21 protein-coding genes are annotated in these 19563 nt (G+C 64.9%); 7 read left to right on the top strand and 14 right to left on the bottom strand.

All coding sequences use genetic code 11. From position 1 onward, the window contains the following. Window positions 1–134 precede the first annotated feature (134 nt). From A3E77_RS10385 to A3E77_RS10345, 9 genes are all read right to left on the bottom strand, one after another. Entirely contained in the window at window positions 135–2915 is a 2781-nt protein-coding gene (locus A3E77_RS10385; protein ID WP_293645639.1) for a carboxypeptidase regulatory-like domain-containing protein, read from the bottom strand. A gap of 32 nt (window positions 2916–2947) precedes the next feature. Beyond that, window positions 2948–3769, bottom strand: coding sequence for a fimbrial biogenesis chaperone (locus tag A3E77_RS10380; RefSeq protein WP_293645637.1), 822 nt, complete (start codon window positions 3767–3769; stop codon window positions 2948–2950). 186 nt (window positions 3770–3955) lie between these two features. Next, a complete protein-coding gene (locus tag A3E77_RS10375) occupies window positions 3956–4438 on the bottom strand; it encodes a DUF4402 domain-containing protein (protein WP_293645635.1) in 483 nt (160 codons plus the stop codon). Between the two features lie 300 nt (window positions 4439–4738). Further along, window positions 4739–5707: a ParB/RepB/Spo0J family partition protein gene (locus tag A3E77_RS10370; RefSeq protein ID WP_293645633.1), complete on the bottom strand. Its 969-nt coding sequence runs from the start codon at window positions 5705–5707 to the stop codon at window positions 4739–4741. Beyond that, window positions 5708–6490, bottom strand: coding sequence for a ParA family protein (locus tag A3E77_RS10365; protein WP_293645631.1), 783 nt, complete (start codon window positions 6488–6490; stop codon window positions 5708–5710). Further along, window positions 6487–7143 (bottom strand): 16S rRNA (guanine(527)-N(7))-methyltransferase RsmG, encoded by a 657-nt coding sequence (gene rsmG / locus A3E77_RS10360; protein WP_293645629.1) that lies wholly within the window; start codon window positions 7141–7143, stop codon window positions 6487–6489. The genes A3E77_RS10365 and rsmG overlap by 4 nt, the downstream gene beginning before the upstream one ends. Then, window positions 7140–9008 (bottom strand): tRNA uridine-5-carboxymethylaminomethyl(34) synthesis enzyme MnmG, encoded by a 1869-nt coding sequence (gene mnmG / locus A3E77_RS10355; protein ID WP_293645627.1) that lies wholly within the window; start codon window positions 9006–9008, stop codon window positions 7140–7142. Before mnmG ends, rsmG begins: the two co-directional genes overlap by 4 nt. A 75-nt stretch (window positions 9009–9083) precedes the next feature. Then, a complete protein-coding gene (gene mnmE, locus A3E77_RS10350) occupies window positions 9084–10388 on the bottom strand; it encodes a tRNA uridine-5-carboxymethylaminomethyl(34) synthesis GTPase MnmE (RefSeq protein WP_293645693.1) in 1305 nt (434 codons plus the stop codon). Window positions 10389–10411: 23 nt separating this feature from the next. After that, entirely contained in the window at window positions 10412–10708 is a 297-nt protein-coding gene (locus A3E77_RS10345; protein ID WP_293645625.1) for a DUF6489 family protein, read from the bottom strand. 108 nt (window positions 10709–10816) lie between these two features. On the opposite strand from A3E77_RS10345, the gene A3E77_RS10340 reads away from it, so the two are divergent. Then, complete coding sequence (locus A3E77_RS10340; RefSeq protein ID WP_293645623.1) at window positions 10817–11515, top strand: dienelactone hydrolase family protein; 699 nt, start codon at window positions 10817–10819, stop codon at window positions 11513–11515. Then, the gene (locus A3E77_RS10335; protein WP_293645621.1) at window positions 11512–11910 is read left to right on the top strand and encodes a nuclear transport factor 2 family protein; all 399 of its coding nucleotides are present in this window, start codon (window positions 11512–11514) and stop codon (window positions 11908–11910) included. The genes A3E77_RS10340 and A3E77_RS10335 overlap by 4 nt, the downstream gene beginning before the upstream one ends. On the opposite strand, the gene A3E77_RS10330 is transcribed toward A3E77_RS10335, so the two are convergent. The 5 genes from A3E77_RS10330 to hemE form a co-directional block, all read right to left on the bottom strand. After that, entirely contained in the window at window positions 11907–12308 is a 402-nt protein-coding gene (locus tag A3E77_RS10330) for a DUF1489 domain-containing protein (RefSeq protein ID WP_293645619.1), read from the bottom strand. The genes A3E77_RS10335 and A3E77_RS10330 overlap by 4 nt on opposite strands. A gap of 84 nt (window positions 12309–12392) precedes the next feature. Further along, a complete protein-coding gene (locus tag A3E77_RS10325; protein ID WP_293645617.1) occupies window positions 12393–12686 on the bottom strand; it encodes an antibiotic biosynthesis monooxygenase family protein in 294 nt (97 codons plus the stop codon). 9 nt (window positions 12687–12695) lie between these two features. Next, window positions 12696–13952 (bottom strand): transcription termination factor Rho, encoded by a 1257-nt coding sequence (gene rho, locus A3E77_RS10320; protein ID WP_293645615.1) that lies wholly within the window; start codon window positions 13950–13952, stop codon window positions 12696–12698. Window positions 13953–14148: 196 nt separating this feature from the next. Next, on the bottom strand, window positions 14149–14595 hold the full coding sequence (locus A3E77_RS10315) for a CopD family protein (protein ID WP_293645613.1): 447 nt from the start codon (window positions 14593–14595) through the stop codon (window positions 14149–14151). Window positions 14596–14597: 2 nt separating this feature from the next. Continuing rightward, window positions 14598–15626: a uroporphyrinogen decarboxylase gene (gene hemE, locus A3E77_RS10310; protein ID WP_293645611.1), complete on the bottom strand. Its 1029-nt coding sequence runs from the start codon at window positions 15624–15626 to the stop codon at window positions 14598–14600. Between the two features lie 348 nt (window positions 15627–15974). On the opposite strand from hemE, the gene A3E77_RS10305 reads away from it, so the two are divergent. From A3E77_RS10305 to dnaQ, 5 genes are read left to right on the top strand one after another with little or no spacing between them, the layout of a single operon-like run. After that, window positions 15975–16796 carry a pyruvate, water dikinase regulatory protein gene (locus tag A3E77_RS10305; RefSeq protein WP_293645609.1) on the top strand — a complete coding sequence of 274 codons (822 nt, stop codon included), beginning with the start codon at window positions 15975–15977 and terminating at the stop codon, window positions 16794–16796. Beyond that, entirely contained in the window at window positions 16793–17389 is a 597-nt protein-coding gene (locus A3E77_RS10300) for a Maf family protein (protein WP_293645607.1), read from the top strand. The genes A3E77_RS10305 and A3E77_RS10300 overlap by 4 nt, the downstream gene beginning before the upstream one ends. Window positions 17390–17400: 11 nt before the next feature. Beyond that, complete coding sequence (gene aroE / locus A3E77_RS10295; RefSeq protein WP_293645605.1) at window positions 17401–18216, top strand: shikimate dehydrogenase; 816 nt, start codon at window positions 17401–17403, stop codon at window positions 18214–18216. Further along, complete coding sequence (coaE, locus tag A3E77_RS10290) at window positions 18213–18836, top strand: dephospho-CoA kinase (protein WP_293645603.1); 624 nt, start codon at window positions 18213–18215, stop codon at window positions 18834–18836. The genes aroE and coaE overlap by 4 nt, the downstream gene beginning before the upstream one ends. A 19-nt stretch (window positions 18837–18855) precedes the next feature. Continuing rightward, window positions 18856–19557, top strand: a complete 702-nt coding sequence (gene dnaQ / locus A3E77_RS10285) for a DNA polymerase III subunit epsilon (protein WP_293645601.1) — start codon at window positions 18856–18858, stop codon at window positions 19555–19557. The last annotated feature ends 6 nt before the right edge of the window (window positions 19558–19563 follow it).

The raw sequence follows: 19563 nt of genomic DNA, 5'->3' as shown, positions 1-19563 counted from the left end.
CCCATCTCCCCCCCATCGTGGCGCGCGGCCGGTACGTCCGCCCGGTCGAGGTTCAGATCGCGAGTCGCACAAGGCTGAACTTTCCTGAACTTTGAACCGTAGCGCGGCTCGCTCCCCGGAGCCGAAAAGGACGCCTACAACCCCGCGCCCGGCGGCGCTCGCGCGCCGTTGTCCGCGCCCTTTGCCCCCTCATCCTGCACAGCCATGTCGCGGCGCAGCGGCTTCAGCACCAGCGTGCCCAGCCTGACGCGCGGGTTGGCCTTGCCCGGCACCGCGGCGATCGCAAAACCGCCGTCGAGCCGCAGCGCCGCCGCCGACGCCTTGCCCAGCCGAACGGTGTAGCGTCCGTAAGCGACGCTTTCAAAAAGGAAATATCCGTCGAATTCGGTCAGCGTCGCCCCGCGCACGCGTCCCTCGGCATCGATCAGTTCGACGCTCAGGCCCTCGACGGGATTGCCGCCGTCGCGCCGCAGCGTCCCCTCGATCTCGCCAGCGGCGGTCATCGGCAGCGCGACGCGCGTCGCCACACCGGGCCGCGGCGACACGACCACACCGGGCAGCGCGGGCTGGACATAGGGGTCGGGCAGGCTGCCCGCGTCGATGCCGATCATCACCGGACGAAATGGCTCGAGCCCGTCGATCCGTCCCCGCCCCTCGCGGTCGGTCGCCGATTCAACCACGGCATTTCCGGCGGTCAGGGGGATGCCGGGCAGCGCGGCTTCGCCGGGCTGGCGGACCCCGTCCCCATTTTCGTCCATCCACACATCGGCGATCACTTGACCGCGGCTCGCGAGCTTTTCGGCCGATATGCGCCAACCGCCATCCGATTTGGGGCCGAAGCTGAACGCAAGCGCCAGCGACGCCGCGACCGACCCGTCGCTCGCGACCTCGCCGAAACCCGTCAGCTGCAACTTGTCGAAACGGCGCGTATATCCCAGGCCCGCGCGCGCGCGATCGAGCCCGCGATCATACCCCAGCTCCGCGCGCCATTCGGCGTCGCCCTTTCCGGCCCATTCACCGATCATCGTCATGCGGGTATCGCTATTGTCGCCGGACAGCGCAAAGCGCGCCTCGCCGCGCAGGCGGACGCGCCCGATCCGGGCGTTCGCGAGCAGGGTGGCGGAAAGATTGTCAGGCGGATCGGGGCCGACGGGCACTTTGGTGCGGCTCCAGTCGAGCTGGCCGGTAAAGGTCAGCGCGCGGAAACTCGCCGAGGCGCGCGCGCTGGCCTCCAGGCTTTCGACCCCCGATCGCCGCTCGACCTGCCGCACGTCGAAATGGAGCGGCAGCACCGTCCGTCCCAGCGCCACCGACTGATCGACCGAAACCGAATATTGTCCGTCGATATTGCCGAGGAATCGATCCGACACAAACCCGCCCCAGCCGCGCATCGCATCGGCGCGGACATAGGTTTCGCCGAACGCGGCAAGCCAGCTGGCGCGCGCCGCAAAGCCGCCCCCGCCTCCTCGCGACGTGTCGGCGTAGCTGCCTCCGACCTCGAGCAGGGTCGGCCCGATCGAACGTCGCAGCGCAACCTCGCCGTAATTGTAACGGACATTCTCGATCATCAGGCTGTGGAAATAGGCCGCGGCCGACGTGCGCGTATCGAGCCCGCGCTCGATGCCCATGGTTCCGCGCCAGCCGCGCCGGAACGCGCCGCGCCGCGCGCTCCCAAATTCGACCAGGTCGGCATTTTCCTGCGCGAAGCCCGCCCAATACCAGGTCTGCTGCGGCGGAATCGAATCCATACCCACCTGCACCTGTTTGATTTCGCGCCGGATTTGCCCCTGCGGGCCGTACAGCACGATCTCGAAGCGGTTGGCGCCATATTGCAGCGGCACGTCGATAAATTCGTAGCGGCCGTCCCCATTGGGGCTGGTGAAAGCGAGCAGTTGGCCGTTTCGATAAAGTTCGGCGTCCCAGCCCGCGGGCAAATCGCCGCGGAACGTCGTCTTGTCAAAGGCATCGGGACGCTCGACCGGACGATTGGTGAGCACCGCACCGCGCCCCGACGCCGACGCCGCGACGATCCCCGTCGACAACAGGCTGACGTCGCCCAGGCCATAATGCGTGGCCTTCAACGGCCCCAGCAACCGGCCCTGCGGATCGGTGCGATAGAGCCGCATCCGCAAACTGTCGGGCACCGCCTCATTGTCCGACGACAGGCGCGCGTCAAAGCTCTGCCCCAACAGCTCGCCGGCCGCGAAAATCTCGTAACGCGCCTGCGCATAGGACCCGCCGCGCTTGTCCGACACCACGCCCGCCGACGCGACGACATCGACCGACGGCGGCGCCCACGCCTGATAGGGCCGCGCCGCCTGCGGCAGGCTGGCGAGGTCGAACTGCGCTTGCGGGCGGATCGCGGCGGCCCGCGCGCGGCGTTCGGCGGCCAGCTGGAACGGCAATTTGTCCTTGGAATCGATACGCAGCACTGCGTTCGACATATCGGCGGCGAGCGGCACGCCCAGCCAGCCGTTCAGGCTGTCGAGGTCGACGCACCAGCCCGCCGGCGTATCGCGAATGGTCGATGGGCCGATCCGGAAGGCCTGGCTGCCCGCGCGCACCTCGCCCGCATCGCGATCGATCGTCAAACTGCGCCGCTCGTCGAATACCCAGCCGGTTGCGCGGCGCAACTTCTTGTCGATGCGCACCGCGAGGTCGAGCGCCAGCACGACATCGCCCAGGTCGACGCATATCCCATCCGGCGTCTGATAGCCGCGCACCCCGTCGCCCAGGCGATATTGTCCCGACCGCACATCGAACAGCCAGCTATCGTCCTCGCTGGGCACCCAGGAATCGGCCGCCAGCGCAACGGGCCTTGCTTCCACGGCTTGCGCGCCGGTGGAACAAAGCCCCGCCAGCGCCAGCCCGGCCATGACGACCGGCTTCCATCGTGCAAGCGCCGCGCGGATCATCGTCCCGCCCGCTTCGCCCCGCTGCTACCGAATCACTTCACCACCCGTTCGGCCTCGTCGATCGTGCCGCCGCCGATTTCGCGGTCCTCGCTATAGCGGATGCGCACCGGCCCCTTCAGCTTTGCAGCCAGCTCGTCCGGGACGCGCAGCGACACCTTGCGCTGGGCCACCTCGGGATAGACCGCGATCCCGCGTGCAACGAGCAGGGGCTCGGCGACCCCCGGCCGCGTCACCTCGATGTCGCCATAGACCGATCGGTTGCCGCTGCGCGCCAGGTCGAAATTGAAAGCAGGACCGTCCGGAGTGTCGCTCACCCACGCCTCGCCGATCACCGCCGCCGCGCCCAGGTCGCCCACGCGCACGATGACGGGGATCGTGATGCCATAGATCGGGGTCAAGGCGATCGACACACCGCCAGTCGCCGGTTTCGCTTCGGTGGCCGACGCCGCGTCGGGGATCGACCGGAACAACATATGCGCGCGATATTCGCCCGGCGGCGTCCCTTCGGGCAGGCGCACCCCCACGCGCACGACCTGCGGCTGGTTGGGCGGCAGCGTCACGCGGCGCGGGCTGAACGCGATCATGTCGAGCGCCGTCCGTTCGGCCGGAGTCACATTCTCTTCGGCGATCTCGTCGAGTCCGCCCTCGGCGGTCATCCGCTTGATCTCAAGGCTGATGCGATAGGTGGCCGGCTCGGCACCGATATTGTTGAGCACCACCTCGGTCCCGCGCGATCCGTCGAGAATGACGCGCGTCGGCGCGACGAGCAGGTCGCCCGCCGCCAGCGCGGGCGATACCGCGGTGCCGAACGCAGCCGCGATAAACAGGCCAAAGGCCTTCAGAAAGCGAAACATGGATACGATCCCCACAATCGTCCGGGAAACGGCCCCACACCGTCCCGATGGTCGCATCCTGCCTGCGCCAACATGGTTTATATTTCGCTAACCAAGACAGCGATTGGCACAAAAAGGGCCGCCGGACCTGCGCCCGGCGACCCCATTTTTTGCCGCTGGCGGATCTTGGCCCGCCAGTTCCCCAAATTACTGGTAGTTGGCAGTAACGTTGAACGACCCCGAATAGTCGCCCGACGCCTGGTTGGCGCCAACGCTCAGCGTGCCGCCGACCTGAAAGCTGCCGCCGGTCGCGCCGAGCGTGATGTTCGGCGCCGAATAGCTCAGCGTCGAGGTCATCGTGCCGCCGAGCGATCCGTTGAGCGTGACGCTCGAATCGCCGCCGACCAGCACCACTGCACCGCTCGTGCCCTGGACGTCGAAGCTCCCGGCCGTCGTCGTCCCCGTGCAGGTCAGGCCCGCGCCGCAGGTCGCGGCACCAGCGGTCGACACGGCGACCGTCGACGCGGTCGCGCCGCTGATGATCGTCGCATATTGCAGGTCGCTGGTCTTGGTGAGCGTGATCTGGCGCAGGATCTTGGCCGTCGCCGTGCCGGTGGCCGACGCCGCATGGGCCGCCGAGGCGTTCATGGCGAAGGCAGCAATCGCGGCGCCCACGAGGGCGCGCTTCATTCCAAAGTTGCGCATATGATTTGGTCCCTTGAATTCTGAAACAGACATCGAAACACGAATGGATATCCCACCCCATTCGCCGACCTCTTTAAGGGGCGACCTGTTCAGGCTTTGCCAGCAAGCTTGGTTAACAGCGCATTAGGAATTGGCTCGCCCCACCTATGGTAAGCGATATAAATCAGGGATTTAACCCGATTCTACTGGGGTCATGGAGACCGCCCGTCGGTCTTTAACGGCCCGGACTGGCACAAATTAAGCGCCCCGCGCCGCGTCGATTCGCCCGCGCCGTTCGCGAAACGGTCAGATGCCCTCGCCGCTCAGCCGCTGGCAGATCATGTCGAGCTGGTCGAGCGACGCGAATTTCAGCGTCAACGCCCCCTTGCCGCCGCCCGCATATTGGATCGCGACTCCGATACCCAGCAGTTCGGACAGATGGCGTTCGACCGCCACGATGTCGGGATCGCGCGCGCCATCCATGCTCTTATATTCCAGCGGCGCCTTGCGCGGCGTCGTTCCATCTTTGGCGGAACGCACCAGCGCCTCGACCGCACGAACCGACAACCCCTCTTTCGCGACGCGGCGCGCGATCGCTTCGGCATCGGGGGCGCCGATCAGCGCCCGCGCATGGCCCATCGCCAGCGAACCGTCGCCAACAAGCGACTGGACACTGTCGGGCAGGTCGAGCAGGCGCATCAGATTCGCGACATGGCTGCGCGACTTGCCGACGAGTTTCGCCAGCGCCTCCTGATTATGCCCGAAATCGTCGATCAGGCGGCGATAGGCGCTCGCCTCTTCGATCGCGTTCAGATCCTGGCGCTGGATATTCTCGACCAGCGCAATTTCATAGGTCGCCGCATCGTCGAGTTCGCGCACGAGCGCCGGAATCTGGTGCAATCCCGCGCGCTGGGCCGCACGCCAGCGCCGTTCGCCGGCGACGAGCTGATAACCATCGCCATCGGGCGCGCGCCGGACGATGATCGGCTGCAACAGTCCGCGCAGCCCGATCGAATCGGCCAGCTCGGCGATCGCATTTTCATCGAAATGGCGACGCGGCTGGCCGGGAAGCGGGCGGATCGACCCGACCCCGATATGCTGCACGGCGTCACCCGAAACCGACGCCGCAGCCTTTGCCGCCCCGCCTTGTGTTGCCAGCACCGGCGCCTCGACAGCAACGTCGCCGAACAGCGCGTTGAGCCCGCGCCCCAGCCCCGACGGACGTTTGCGGACAGGCGTCGTTTCCGGTCCTGTTTCGTCTTTTTTATCAGACATTTAAGCAGCCTTGCGGACGTTGGGAAGGCGGTCGATCAACTCGCGCGCCAGCGCGATATACGCCGCCGATCCGGCGCACCGATGGTCATAGATCAGCGCAGGCAAGCCATGGCTGGGCGCCTCCGACAGGCGCACGTTGCGCGGAATTACGGTCTCGAACACCACCGGGCCCAGCACTTCGCGCACATCGTCGGACACCTGGTCGGTCAACCTGTTGCGCCGGTCGAACATCGTCAATGCAACGCCAAGAATCGACAATTTCTGGTTGAAGCGTTCGCGAACGCGCTCGACCGTGGTGAGCAGCTGGCTCAATCCTTCGAGCGCGAAAAATTCGCATTGCAGCGGCACGATCAGCGATTCGGCGGCAATCAGCGCGTTGAGCGTCAACATGCCGAGCGAGGGCGGGCAGTCGATCAGGCAGATGTCCCACTGCCCAGCCTCGGCGCTCGACAGCGCCTGTTGCAGGCGGTGAAGCCGGTCCTGAAATTCGATCAGCTCGATCTCCGCCCCCGAAAGATCGACCGTCGCACTGACGATGTCGAGCCGCGGCACTGCGGTCGGGATTGCGCATTCGGCGAGCGTCGCGTCGCCGCGGAGAAGTTCATAACTCGAACGGTCACGCTGCGACTGCTTGATCCCCAATCCCGTCGAGGCATTGCCCTGCGGATCGAGATCGATAATCAGCGTGCGCCAGCCCGTCGCCGCGAGCGCGGTCGCCAGATTGATCGCGGTCGTCGTCTTGCCGACCCCGCCCTTCTGGTTCGCCACGGCAATGCGGATCATCGCTTTCCTCGCTGTTTTCCGCCGATCTTTCCGGTTCCGACCAAAATCTGGCTCTCGGCGTCGGTGCGGCTCTGTTCCACGTGGAACATTCTCTGCCATGGCTGGGGCAGCAATGCCAGTTCCTTAACTGCGTTTCGGCCTTTTGGCAGCAGCCAGTGCGTCGATTCGGTGGAAAAACGGGCGGACAGATCGAGCAATCGGTCGAGCGGCGCGAAAGCACGCGCGCTGATCGTTGCCGCGGGCCGCGTTGCGACGCGCTCGAGCGGCGCCTCGGCGACTTCGACATGGCCCAGTCGCAGCTCGCCAATCACGGCGCGCAGGAACTCGCAACGCCGTTTTCGTGATTCGACGAGCAGCATCGGCCGCGCAGACAGGATCGTAACGACGAGCCCCGGCAACCCCGGGCCGCTCCCCAGGTCGATCCACAGCCCCTCGCCATCACGGCTATCAAAGGTCAACAGCTGCGCACTGTCCGCGATATGGCGCACCCACATGGTCGGGATCGTCGACGCCGCGACCAGATTCTGCTCCGCATTCGCGGCGATGAGCAACGCGACGAAATGGTCCAGTTTGCGCCATTGATCGGCGGTCGGCGCGAAGGTGTCTTCGACCCATGCACGCGCCGCCTCTTCGCTATCGAGCGTAAAGGTCACGCGGCGCGCCGCCGGCTATGCACCATGATCGCGGTGAGCGCCGCGGGGGTTACGCCGTCGATCCGTGCCGCTTGTCCCAATGTCTCGGGCTGGGCCTTGGTCAGCCGCTCGACCATCTCGCGCGACAAACCGCCGATTGCGCCATAGTTGAGCGCCGGATCGAGTGCGATGGCCTCGTTCGCTGCCAAGGCGCGCAACTCGGCATCTTGACGCGCGATATAGGGTGCATAATGGGCATCCTCGACCACCTCCGCCAGAATGGCCGGATCGGTCATTTTCAGGTCCGGAGCCAGCAGCGCAAGGCGCGAGGTCGTCATATCCGGGTAGCGCAAAAGATCGATCCGCTTGCGGGCAATGCCATCGCCCGGCAGCCCCAGACCGACGGCGGCATAGTCGGCGGTCGCCACCGGCGCGTCGAGCAGCCCGGCGATTCGCGCGCGTTCGCTTTGCCGCGCCGCGAACAACGCAGCTGTTGCGGGCCGCACCAATCCCAAATCGATTCCCATCGGCGTCAGTCGCGTCACCGCATTGTCGGCGCGGAGCCGCAGCCGATATTCGGCGCGGGCGGTCAGCATGCGGTACGGCTCGGTCACGCCTTGCAGCACCAGGTCATCGACCATCACGCCGATGTAGGATATGCTCCGATCGAGGATGAGCGGCGCGTGATCCTGCACCGCCAGCGCCGCGTTGGCACCCGCGATCAACCCCTGCGCCGCCGCTTCCTCATATCCTGTCGTGCCGTTGATCTGCCCGGCGCACCAAAGTCCCGGCAAGGCGCGGACCTGCAACGTCCGGTCAAGCGCGCGCGGGTCGATATGATCATATTCAACCGCATAGCCGGGAACGACCATCTCGACCGTCTCTAGGCCTGCCATCGTGCGCAACATCGAAAGCTGCACATCGGCCGGCAGCGAGGTCGATATCCCGTTCGGATAGACGAGATGCGTATCGAGTCCTTCGGGTTCGAGAAAGACCTGGTGCCCGTCGCGGTCGGCAAAACGGTGAATCTTGTCTTCGATCGACGGGCAATAGCGCGGTCCGGCCGCGCCGATGGCGCCGGTAAACAGCGGCGAACGGTCGAGATTGGCCGCGATGATCGCGTGGCTTGCCGGGTTCGTTCGCGTGATGGCGCAGAAAATCTGCGGCACGGTCCGTGCGCTGTTCCACGTGGAACAGGTCCAGGTCGCCCCTTCGGCGCTGTCGGACGCCTGTTCGTCGAGCCGCGCCCAGTCGATCGTTCGTCCGTCGAGCCGTGGCGGCGTTCCCGTCTTGAGCCGCGCCATCGGCAGGTCGGCGCGGCGAAGCTGTTGGGCTAGCTGGTGTGCCCCCGCTTCGCCGACACGTCCGCCCTCCATCCGCTCCTCGCCGCGGAACAACCTGCCGCCAAGGAAGGTCCCCGTCGCAAGAACGACCGCCCGCGCGCGCAGGATCGTTCCATCGGCCAGGTCGAGTCCCTCGACGCGTCCCTCGTCCGACAGCCGCAGCGCCGCCGCCTCTCCCGCGACGACCGTGATCATCTCCTCTGCCGCAAGAAATTTCTGGATCGCCTCGCGGTAAAGTTTTCGGTCGGCCTGGATGCGCGGCCCCTGCACCGCCGCGCCCTTCGATGCATTGAGCATTCGGTAATGGATCGCGGCCGCGTCGGCGGCGCGCGCCATCCAGCCGTCGAGCGCATCGACTTCGCGCATCAGATGACCTTTGCCCAGTCCGCCGATCGCCGGGTTGCACGACATCGTCCCGATCAGCGCCGGATCGAAACTGACGAGCGCGACGCGCGCGCCGAGCCGCGCAGCAGCTGCGGCCGCCTCGGTTCCAGCATGCCCACCGCCGACGACGATGACATCGAAAATATCTGAATCCTGCATGATTGCCGCGCTCTTAGACGAAAGCGCGTCGCGAATCCACTGGCGCCGACACCATGCGATGTTTCACGTGGAACGTCATTTGCCGATGCAGAAACGGCCAAATAGCGCGTCGAGCATCTCTTCGACGCCCGCGCGCCCTGTGATGCGGTCGAGTGCCGTTGCGGCTAGCCTAAGCCGCTCTGCCAATAGAATTAAATCCCCCGCTTCGCGCGATCCTGCGACAATTGTGAGCCAATCCTTTGCCTCGGCGAGCGCCGCGCGCTGGCGCTGGCGCAGCGCCGCTTCGCCCTCGCGCGGCAGCAGCGTCCGCGCCATCGCGACGATATAGGCGTGGAGCCTGTCCAACCCCACGCCCGTCGCTGCCGACAATGTCAGGTCGCAATGCGCCGCGCGCGCTTCGGCTGCGGCATCGCCGCGCCAGCGATCGGCTTGCGCGGCGACCAGGATCGCGCGCGGGTGCGCGGGCGCGTCCTTCGGCGACCCCAGCCACAGCAGGATGTCGGCCGCCTCGACCGCCGCTCGAGCACGGTCGATCCCGATCGCCTCGACAACATCGGCACCTTCGGCGCGGATACCTGCCGTGTCGGAAAAGCGCATTGCGATCCCATCGAGCGCGAGCGGCGTTTCGATCACGTCACGCGTCGTGCCCTCTATCGGCGACACAATCGCCAACTCACGCTGAGCCAACGCATTGATAAGTGTTGATTTTCCAGCATTCGGCGGTCCCGCGATCACCACCGACAGCCCTTCGGCGATGACCTCAGCCGCCGGCCGCTCCAGCCAGGTCCCCAATTCCGCCGCCAGCCCGCCCATCCCCGCAACGAGGCGCTGCGCAGCACCCTCGCCCACTTCGACATCATCTTCGTCAGCGAAATTCAGTTCGGCCTCGGCCCCCGCCATCAGGTGGAGCAACCGATCCTGCCACGCCGCCACCGCGCGCGACACATGCCCGCTCGCCATGCCCAGCGCCTGCACACGCTGGCTCTCGGTCTCGGCCGCCAGCAGGTCGGCGAGCCCTTCGGCCTCGGCGAGGTCGATCCGCCCATTCTCGAACGCGCGCCGCGTAAATTCGCCCGGATCGGCGCGCCGCAGCCCCGGAATCACTCCGAGCGCCGCCTCGACCGCCGCAACGACCGCCCGGCCGCCGTGCAAATGCAACTCGGCCAGATCCTCGCCCGTCGCCGTCGCCGGCCCCGGAAACCAGAGAATCAATGCCCGATCGAGGGCTGCACCATCGGCATCCTTCAACTCCGCGAGCGACGCGCGGCGCGCATCGGGCAATCGCCCCGCCAGTGCTCGCAGCGCTTCGCCCGCGCCGGGGCCGCTGATGCGCACGACGCCGATCGCTGCGGGCGGCATCCCGCTCGACAGCGCGAAAATCGTATCGCTTACAACGGCCTGAATCAGCTCTTGCGCCCCTTGGCAGGCTTGTCGTCATCGGCCGCGTCGCTCGACTTCGACGTCCCACCCATCAGTCCGCCGCCAAACTGGCCGAGCAGCGACTGCACGAGTTCAAGCCCGCTGCCGCCCATCGGCACCCAGGTCTTGACCATCGACTGCACCATGTCGGGTGTAATCCCCTTCGCCATCAATTCCTTGACGCGGTCGAGATAGATATCGTGAAGCGGTTCGAGGTCGGGAAGCCCGAACAACCGCCGCGCCTCCTCGGGGGTGCAATCGATTTCGATATTGAATTTCATGGCCTGTCTCCGCCCCGAAAATGCCCGTTAGCCGCTTGAGCCATTCCCGCGGCCCCGCTAGCTTCGCGCTTTCACAGCAAAGAAGCAAGAGACAGGAGAGCTCCCCACATGGCCGCAACGAACACCGATATCCCGACGCTGGACGGCGCCGGCACCATTCCCGCCTATGTCGCGCGTCCCGATGCCGACAGCGCGCGTGCGATCATCGTTATTCCGGAAATTTTCGGTGTGAATGCGGGTATCCGCAAGAAATGCGACGACTGGGCGGCCGAAGGCTATCTGGCGATCGCGCCTGACATTTTCTGGCGCTTCGCCCCCGGCGTCGAGCTGAACCCCGATGTTGAGGCCGAATTGCAGGAAGCCTTCGGCTATTTCGGCCAATATGACGCCGACGACGGGGTCAAGGATATCGAGGCGTCCATCAAATGGCTTCATGGCCAGGGTGCGTCCAAAGTCGGTTGCGTCGGCTTCTGCCTTGGCGGGCGCCTCGCCTATATGGCTGCCGCACGCACCGACGTGAGCGCCTCGGTCGGCTATTATGGCGTCATGATCGACCAGATGCTGAACGAAAGCCATGCCATCGCGCACCCGCTGATGCTCCACATCCCGACGGAGGACCATTTGGTCGACCATGACGCGCAAAAGCGCATTCACGACGGACTCGACCCGCATCCGAAAGTGACGCTGCACGATTACCAAGGTCTCGATCATGGTTTCGCAGCCACCATGGGCAATCGCCGCAACGAAGAAGGCGCCCAGCTTGCCGATGGACGCACCCGCGCCTTTTTCGCCGAGCATCTGGCATGAGCACGCACCCCGGTCTCGCCGCCTGGCACGCCTATATGGCGGACGGCGGCGATCCGCAGGCGCTGCACGGCCTGCTCGCCGAGGATGCGATATTCCACTCCCCCGTCGTCCACACGCCGCAGGCCGGTCGCGACAAGGTGTTCGCCTATCTCCACGCCGCCAGCCATGTGCTCGGCGGCGAGCATTTCCGCTATTTGCGGGAAATCGTCGACGGCGACCAGGCGATGCTCGAATTCCAGACCGAGCTCGACGGAATTCAGATCAACGGCGTCGACATCATTCGCTGGAATGATGAAGGAAAAATAAGCGATTTCAAGGTGATGGTTCGGCCGCTGAAGGCGATCAACAAGGTCTGGGAAAAGATGGGCGAAATGCTGGCGGCGCAAGCGCGCTAGATCAGCATCAGCTCGGCCAGCTCTCGATAGAGTTCGGGAGGCAAAGCGCCAACCCCACTGTCGTCGTCGATGCCCTGGGGCGCATCCGCGTTGGCCAGATAGCGCCACCCCTGGTGCGCGCGCTTGGGCTGCGGATGGACGCGTTCCAGATCGGCAACGCATATGATATCGATCCGCCCATCGCTGCGATCGTCGAAGCGCAGGATTTCGACGCGCCCGACGAGCGCATGTTTCACGATGAAATGCAGCTTGCCGCCAATCAGCTCGTCGGCGCGCTTCGGTCGAAAGCGCGTGGTGAATCGAATCTCGCCGCGCTCAGCATAGTTGGCAATCCGCGCTTCGAGCGCCGAATAGTCGGCGCAGCCGACGGCGACGCGGGTCATATGCAACTTGGACATGGGTGGAAGATGGGAAGCGGGCCGAAAATTGCCAGCCCCGCCTGGGCCGGCCCCTATATTCTTGGCAGCGGCGCAGCATCTGGATCACAGCGGATCGCCGAAATAGCGGACCTCGGGAACGGGGTCGTAGAAGCGGTGCAGCAAGCGGCGCCATTGCTGATAGCGATCAGAGGTCCGAAAACCGTCGCGATGGTCCTCGACCGAACGCCATTGGACCAGAAGCAGATAGGGCTGCCCTTGTTCGACCGGCCGGCGGATCTCCAGCGAGATGAACCCCGGCGACGCCGCAATCAGCGGCCGTGCTTCGGCGACGGCCGCCTCGAAACCCGCCTCGCTCCCCGCACGCACGGGAAGCAAGGCATGTTCGATGACGGCCATTGCGTTCGCTTACTGGTTCATGCTGTCGAAGAAATCTTCGTTGGTCTTGGAATCCTTGATCTTGTCGAGCAGGAATTCCATCGCGTCGATCGTCCCCATCTGCATGAGAATGCGGCGCAGCACCCACATTTTCGACAATTTGTCTTTTTCGACGAGCAATTCTTCCTTGCGGGTGCCCGACTTGCCAACGTCGAGCGACGGGAAGATGCGCTTGTCGGCGACCTTGCGATCGAGCACGATTTCGGAGTTACCCGTGCCCTTGAACTCTTCAAAGATCACTTCGTCCATGCGGCTGCCGGTGTCGATCAGCGCGGTTGCGATGATCGAGAGCGAACCGCCCTCTTCGATGTTGCGCGCGGCGCCGAAAAAGCGCTTGGGACGCTGGAGCGCATTGGCATCGACACCGCCGGTCAGCACCTTGCCCGACGACGGGACGACGGTGTTGTAGGCGCGGCCGAGGCGCGTGATCGAATCGAGCAGGATGACGACATCCTTCTTGTGCTCGACCAGGCGCTTGGCCTTTTCGATCACCATTTCAGCGACCTGGACGTGGCGCGTCGCGGGTTCGTCAAAGGTCGAGGACACGACCTCGCCCTTCACGCTGCGCTGCATGTCGGTGACTTCCTCGGGCCGTTCGTCGACCAGCAGGACGATCAGATAGACCTCGGGATGGTTGTCGGTGATCGCCTTGGCGATATTCTGGAGCAGCACGGTCTTGCCGGTGCGCGGCGGCGCAACGATCAGCGCGCGCTGGCCCTTGCCCTGCGGACTGACAAGGTCGATGACACGCGCCGACTTGTCCTTGACCGTCGGGTCGACGGTGTCGAGCGAGAGCTTCTGGTTCGGATAAAGCGGCGTCAGATTGTCGAAATTGACGCGATGGCGCACGACGTCGGGATCGTCGAAATTGACGCTGATCAGCTTGGTCAGCGCAAAATAGCGTTCGCCGTCGCGCGGCGCCCGAATCTCGCCCTCGACGGTGTCGCCGGTGCGCAGGCCATATTTGCGAACCTGGTTCGGCGAGACATAGATGTCGTCGGGACCCGCAAGATAATTGGCATCGGACGAGCGCAGGAAACCGAACGAGTCCGGGAGAACCTCGATCGTGCCCGATCCGATGATTTCCTCGCCCTCTTCGGCAAGTTCTTTCAGGATCGAGAACATCAGGTCCTGCTTGCGCAGCGTCGATGCGCCCTCGACACCCAGTTCTTCCGCCATTTCGACGAGCTGGGCGGGCGATTTGGTCTTGAGTTCTTTAAGATGCATGGATGGATTCCGGGTCGATTTTCAGGAGAAAGATACAGTCGATTTCGATGCACCGCTGGGGTGCCTATCCGGCCGTGGGACGACCGTTACAGATAGCGTCGGCGCCAGAAAGCGCCGCCCGCACGAGGCGGGGTTGGTCGGCCCCTATAACCGGGCCGGGTGCAAGTCAATCGGGCAGCGCCCGACGGACCGGGATTCAAGGGCGAACCACGACAAGGATCACGATGATCGCCGCGGCGATTCCTGGCACTTCGTTGAGCAGGCGAAGCCGCTTTTCACTGAGCGGACGAAGCCCGCATGCCAGCTTTTTCGCATAGCCGATCATCCAGCCATGATAACCCGACAGCGCCAGCACCAGCACCAACTTGGCAATGAACCAGCCTTCGCGCCAATAGTCGCCGTTGAAGGCGAGCATCAGCCCGAAGATCCACACGATAATCAGCGCGGGGTTCAGGATGATCCGCCGCAGCCGGTCCTCGCGTTCGATCCACTTCCTGTCCTCGTCGGACCCGACCGGACATTGATGATGATAGACGAAAAAGCGCGGCATCATGAACAGGCCGGCCATCAGGAAGATGACGAAAATGATATGCGCGGCTTTGACCCAAAGCATCGTCGCCCCCAGAAAACCAGCCAATTCCATATTTATCCGCCGCGAACCCGTTTGATCAGATGTTCGACATGGGCGATCGGCGTGTCGGGCACGATCCCATGGCCGAGGTTGAAGATATGGGGGCGCGACGGGAACGCCGCAAGGATGCGGTCTATCGCCGCGTCGAGCGCCGGGCCGCCGGCGACGAGCGCAAGCGGGTCGAGATTGCCCTGCACCGGGAGGCCCGTCGGCAGCGTCTTGTCGGCCCATGCCGGATCGACCGTTTCGTCAAGCCCGACCGCATCGACCCCGGTTTCGTCAGCATAGGCGCGGAGTTTTCCACCGGCGCCTTTGGGAAAGCCGATGATCGGCGTATCGGGGTGCAATGTCCGCAACCGGCGGACGATCTCGGCATTCGGCGCGATCACCCATTGCTCATATTGCGCGGGGCTGAGGCTCCCGGCCCAGCTGTCGAACAATTGCACCGCATCGACGCCATTCTCGATCTGCCCCGACAGATAGGTTATGCTCAGTTCGACGATCGCATCGATGATCGCCTGGAACGCCACCGGGTCGCCATAGGCGAGGCGCCGGGCGGTAGCCTGGTCCTTCGACCCCTGCCCCGCCACCATATAGGTCGCGACCGTCCACGGGCTTCCTGCAAAGCCCAGGAAGGTGGTTTCGGGCGGCAGCGCCGCCGCGACCCGTGCGACGGTTGCGTAAATGGGGTCTAGGCGCTGCGGCGCGGCTTCCAGCGCCGATAATGCCGTATCGACAAGCGGTGGCGCGAGCCGCGGCCCTTCGCCCGCCTCGAACCACAGATTCTGGCCGAGTGCATGCGGGATGACGAGGATGTCGGAGAAGAGGATCGAACCGTCAAAGCCAAAGCGACGGATCGGCTGCAGCGTCACTTCGGCTGCGGCTTCGGGATCGTAGCAAAGCTCGAGGAATCCGCCCTTGGTCTCGCGAAGGGCACGATATTCCGGCAGATAGCGTCCGGCCTGGCGCATCAGCCAGAGCGGTGGGCGCTCGTGCCGCTCACCGCGCAACGTCGCTAGCAGCTTCTTCGGTGTCGCTTTCACGCGGCCCCTCTTTCTCTCTTCATAAATATATAAATATGATTGTGGTTGTTTGTTGGTCGGCGGACAAGCGCGGCTTTAGGCTGGGGCGTCCATTTTGCCAACAGCTTGACTCTCCATGGCGGGCGGCGTTGCACAGAGTCGTTCGCCGCTTTCCCCCTAATTCACAGCCTGTGGATAAGATTCATCCCTTGTGGAAAAGTGATAGAGCGGAATCGGCACCACCGAGGACGAATATTGTCTGCCCAAACCGTCCCTGCGGTTATGCAAAACTTATCCACAGCCCCCTTTTTTGTCGTCCGGCCCCGATCGGGATTGCCTTTTTCGGCCGATGGCCGCCATGGTGGCGCGATGGGCCGGCTCCACCTTCATCTCATATCCGACTCCACGGGCGAGACACTCGAAAACATCGCCAAGGCGGCGATCGCGCAGTTCGACGATGTCGAAGTCGTGCGCCATTTCTGGCCGATGGTCCGGTCGGAGTCGCATCTCGACCGCATCATGGCCGAAGTGCAGGCAAGTCCGGGCATGATCCTCTTCACCCTCGTCAATGGCGAGCTGCGCGTCAGCCTCGAACGCCGTGCCGGCGCGCTGAACCTGCCGACCGTGGCCGCGCTCGACGCGGTCACCGATGCCTTGTCGCGGATGCTGGGGCAGGAGGCGAAGGCACGCCCCGGCCGCCAGCATGTGCTCGACGCCGCCTATTTTGCGCGGGTCGAGGCGATCCAGTTCACCGTCGCCCATGACGACGGCATCGGATGGGAAAATTGGGAGCAGGCCGATATCGTTCTGGCGGGGGTGTCGCGGACCTCAAAAACCCCGACCAGCATCTATCTTGCCAATCGGGGGTTCAAGACCGCGAATATCCCGATCGTTCCCGAATCGCCGCCGCCGCCCGCGCTCTATAATCTGAAGCGCCCGATGGTCGTCGGGCTGACGACAGGGCTCGACCGTCTGGTGCAGGTCCGCCGCAACCGGCTGCTTTCGCTGAATCAGGCGCCAGAGACGAGTTATGTCGATGACGAGCGGGTAAAGGCCGAATTGGCCTATGCGCGGCGAATGTTCGCCGACAATGGCTGGCCGGTGATCGACGTCACCCGCCGATCGATCGAGGAAACCGCCGCGGCGGTGATCAAGCTGGTCGAGGATCGCGGCGCGAGCATGGGGGCATGACCCTCCTCCTCGCTTCGCAAAGCAGCGGTCGCGCCGCGATGCTCCGCGCCGCCGGGCTCGATTTTGAAACCAGCGCTGCGCATGTTGACGAAGAGGCGCTTACCGCCGCGTTGCTTGCGACCGGCCAGACCCCGCGCAACATCGCCGACGCGCTGGCCGAGGCGAAGGCGGTCAAAATCTCGTCGCGGCTGCCCGGCGTCACCGTGCTGGGGGCGGACTCCACCCTCGCCCTCGACGGCGGCTCGATGCTGTCGAAACCCGAAAGCCCCGAAGCGGCGGCCGATCACTTGCGCCGCATGGCCGGAACCCGCCACCGCCTGTTCAGCGCGGTGGTCGCCGCCCGCGACGGCGCGCCCGTCTGGCGCGCGATCGGCGAGGCGAAGCTGTGGATGCGTCCCCTGTCCGACGCTTTCATTGCCGACTATGTCGCGCGCGAATGGGACAGCATCCGCTGGACCGTCGGCTGTTACGAAATCGAAGGCGCGGGCGTGCAATTGTTCGACCGGGTCGAAGGCGATCCCTGGACCATCATCGGCATGCCGATGCTCCCCCTGATGGCATGGCTGCGCACCATCGGACTGGCCCGGAAATGAGCGAAAATCCTATGACTAATGTCCCATATGCCGACGTGATCGGCGATCCGATCGCCCAGTCGAAATCGCCGCTGATTCACGGTTTCTGGCTCCGATCGCTCGGGCTGGCCGGCGATTATCGCCGCGCGCATGTGACGCCGGAAGAGCTCGCCGCCTATATCGCCCGGCGCCGCAGCGATCCCGACTGGCGCGGCTGCAATGTCACCATGCCGCACAAGGGCGCGGTGATGGAACTTGTCGACGATCCCGGCAATATCCGCGGCACGATCGGGGCCATGAATACGATCGTCCGGCAAAAGGACGGATCGCTGATCGGCACCAACACCGATGCCGCGGGCTTTTATTCGCCTCTCGCCGAACTGGATCTCGACGGCGCGCCGGTTGCCGTTGTGGGCGCCGGCGGCGCCGCGCGCGCGGTGCTGTTCGCGCTCGCGCGCGCCAATGTCGGGTCGGTCACCATCCTCAACCGCTCACCGTTAAAGGCGATGGGCCTGCTTGCGACCTTCGGGCTCAAGGGCGAGGTCGTCGCCCTCGACGCACAGCTTCCGCCGGTGGCGCTGCTCGTCAATTCCAGCAGCCTCGGCATGAAGGGCCAGCCGCCGCTCGACATCGACCTGGCGCCGCTTCCGGACGGGGCGATCGTGTATGATCTTGTTTATTCGCCGCTCCAGACCGGGCTGCTCAAGGCGGCCGAAGCGCGCGGGCTCGATACCGTCGATGGGCTCGACATGTTGATCGGTCAGGCCGCGCTGGCTTTTGAACTCTTTTTCGGGGCGTCGCCGCCCGAAGGCCGCGACGAAGAGCTTCGCGCGCTTTTGACGGCATGACGCACCGCCCGCGTCCCGGCTCGCGGCTTCGCCGCCCCTTCATCATCGGGCTCACCGGGTCGATCGGCATGGGGAAATCGACCGCGGCGGCGATGTTTGAACGCGAAGGCGTCCCGGTGTTCGACGCCGATGCCGAAGTGCATCGGCTTCAGGGGCCGGGCGGCGCGCTCGTCGCCGCGATCGAGGCGCGCTTTCCCGGCACCACGGGCCCAAAGGGGGTCGACCGGCAGAAACTCGGACAACTCGTGCTCGGCAACACGCACGAACTCGCCGCATTGGAAGCGATCGTCCACCCGGCCGTCGGCAAGGCGCAGAAACGCTTTCTCGCCGAAAACCGGGCGCGCGACGTCATTGTGCTCGACATTCCGCTCCTGTTTGAAAAGGGCGGCTGGCGCCGGGTCGGTGCGATCGCCGTCGTTTCGGCGCCCGCGTGGATGCAGCGCAAGCGTGTGATGCGCCGGCCGGGCATGACCGCGGCCAAGCTGAAGGCGATACGCCGGTTGCAGGTGCCCGATCGCGTCAAGCGCGCGCGCGCCGATTTCATCATCGAAACGGGCCGTCCCAAAAGCGAGACGCACCGGCAAATTCGCTTCATCGCCTCTTGTTTCCGCGCCCGATAGGGTCCAGATTATGGCTTCGATGCGTGAAATTATCTTCGATACCGAAACCACGGGTTTCGATCCCAGGACCGGGGACAGGCTGGTCGAAATCGGGTGCGTCGAACTGATCGACCGCCGCGAGACCGGCGTCACCTTCCACGCCTATTTCAATCCCGAGCGCGATATGCCGGCTGCCGCCGAAGCGGTCCACGGGCTGTCGATCCAGTTCCTGTCGGACAAGCCCTTGTTCGCGAGCCGCGTCGATGAATTGCTGGAATTTCTGGGCGATGCGCCGCTGGTCGCCCACAATGCCGTCTTCGACTTCGGTTTCGTCAACGCCGAACTCGCGCGGGCGGGCCGCCCGGCGCTCGACATGACGCGCATGTGCTGCACCGTGCAGATGGCAAGAAAGCTCCATCCGGGCGCGAAGCACAGCCTCGATGCGCTCTGCACGCGCTATGGCATTGATCGCAGCCACCGCGTCAAACATGGCGCGCTGCTCGACGCCGAACTGCTTGCGCATCTTTATATCGAGATGACCGGCGGGCGGCAGATCGGACTCGGTCTGGGCGCCGCCGCCGCGGGCGAATCCATCTCTGCGGCGCCGGGTGCCGTCGCTTCGCCCCGTTCCGATCGTCCCTTTCGCGAACCTCGTCCCCATATGGCGTCGGCCGCCGAACTCGCGCGCCACGCCGAATTTGTCGCAGGGCTGAACCAGCCGCTGTGGCTCGATACGGTGTGATGACCC

This window comes from Sphingopyxis sp. RIFCSPHIGHO2_12_FULL_65_19 (assembly GCF_001830555.1).
Taxonomy (GTDB): Bacteria; Pseudomonadota; Alphaproteobacteria; order Sphingomonadales; family Sphingomonadaceae; genus Sphingopyxis.
This window is presented reverse-complemented; position numbering and strand designations above follow the sequence as displayed.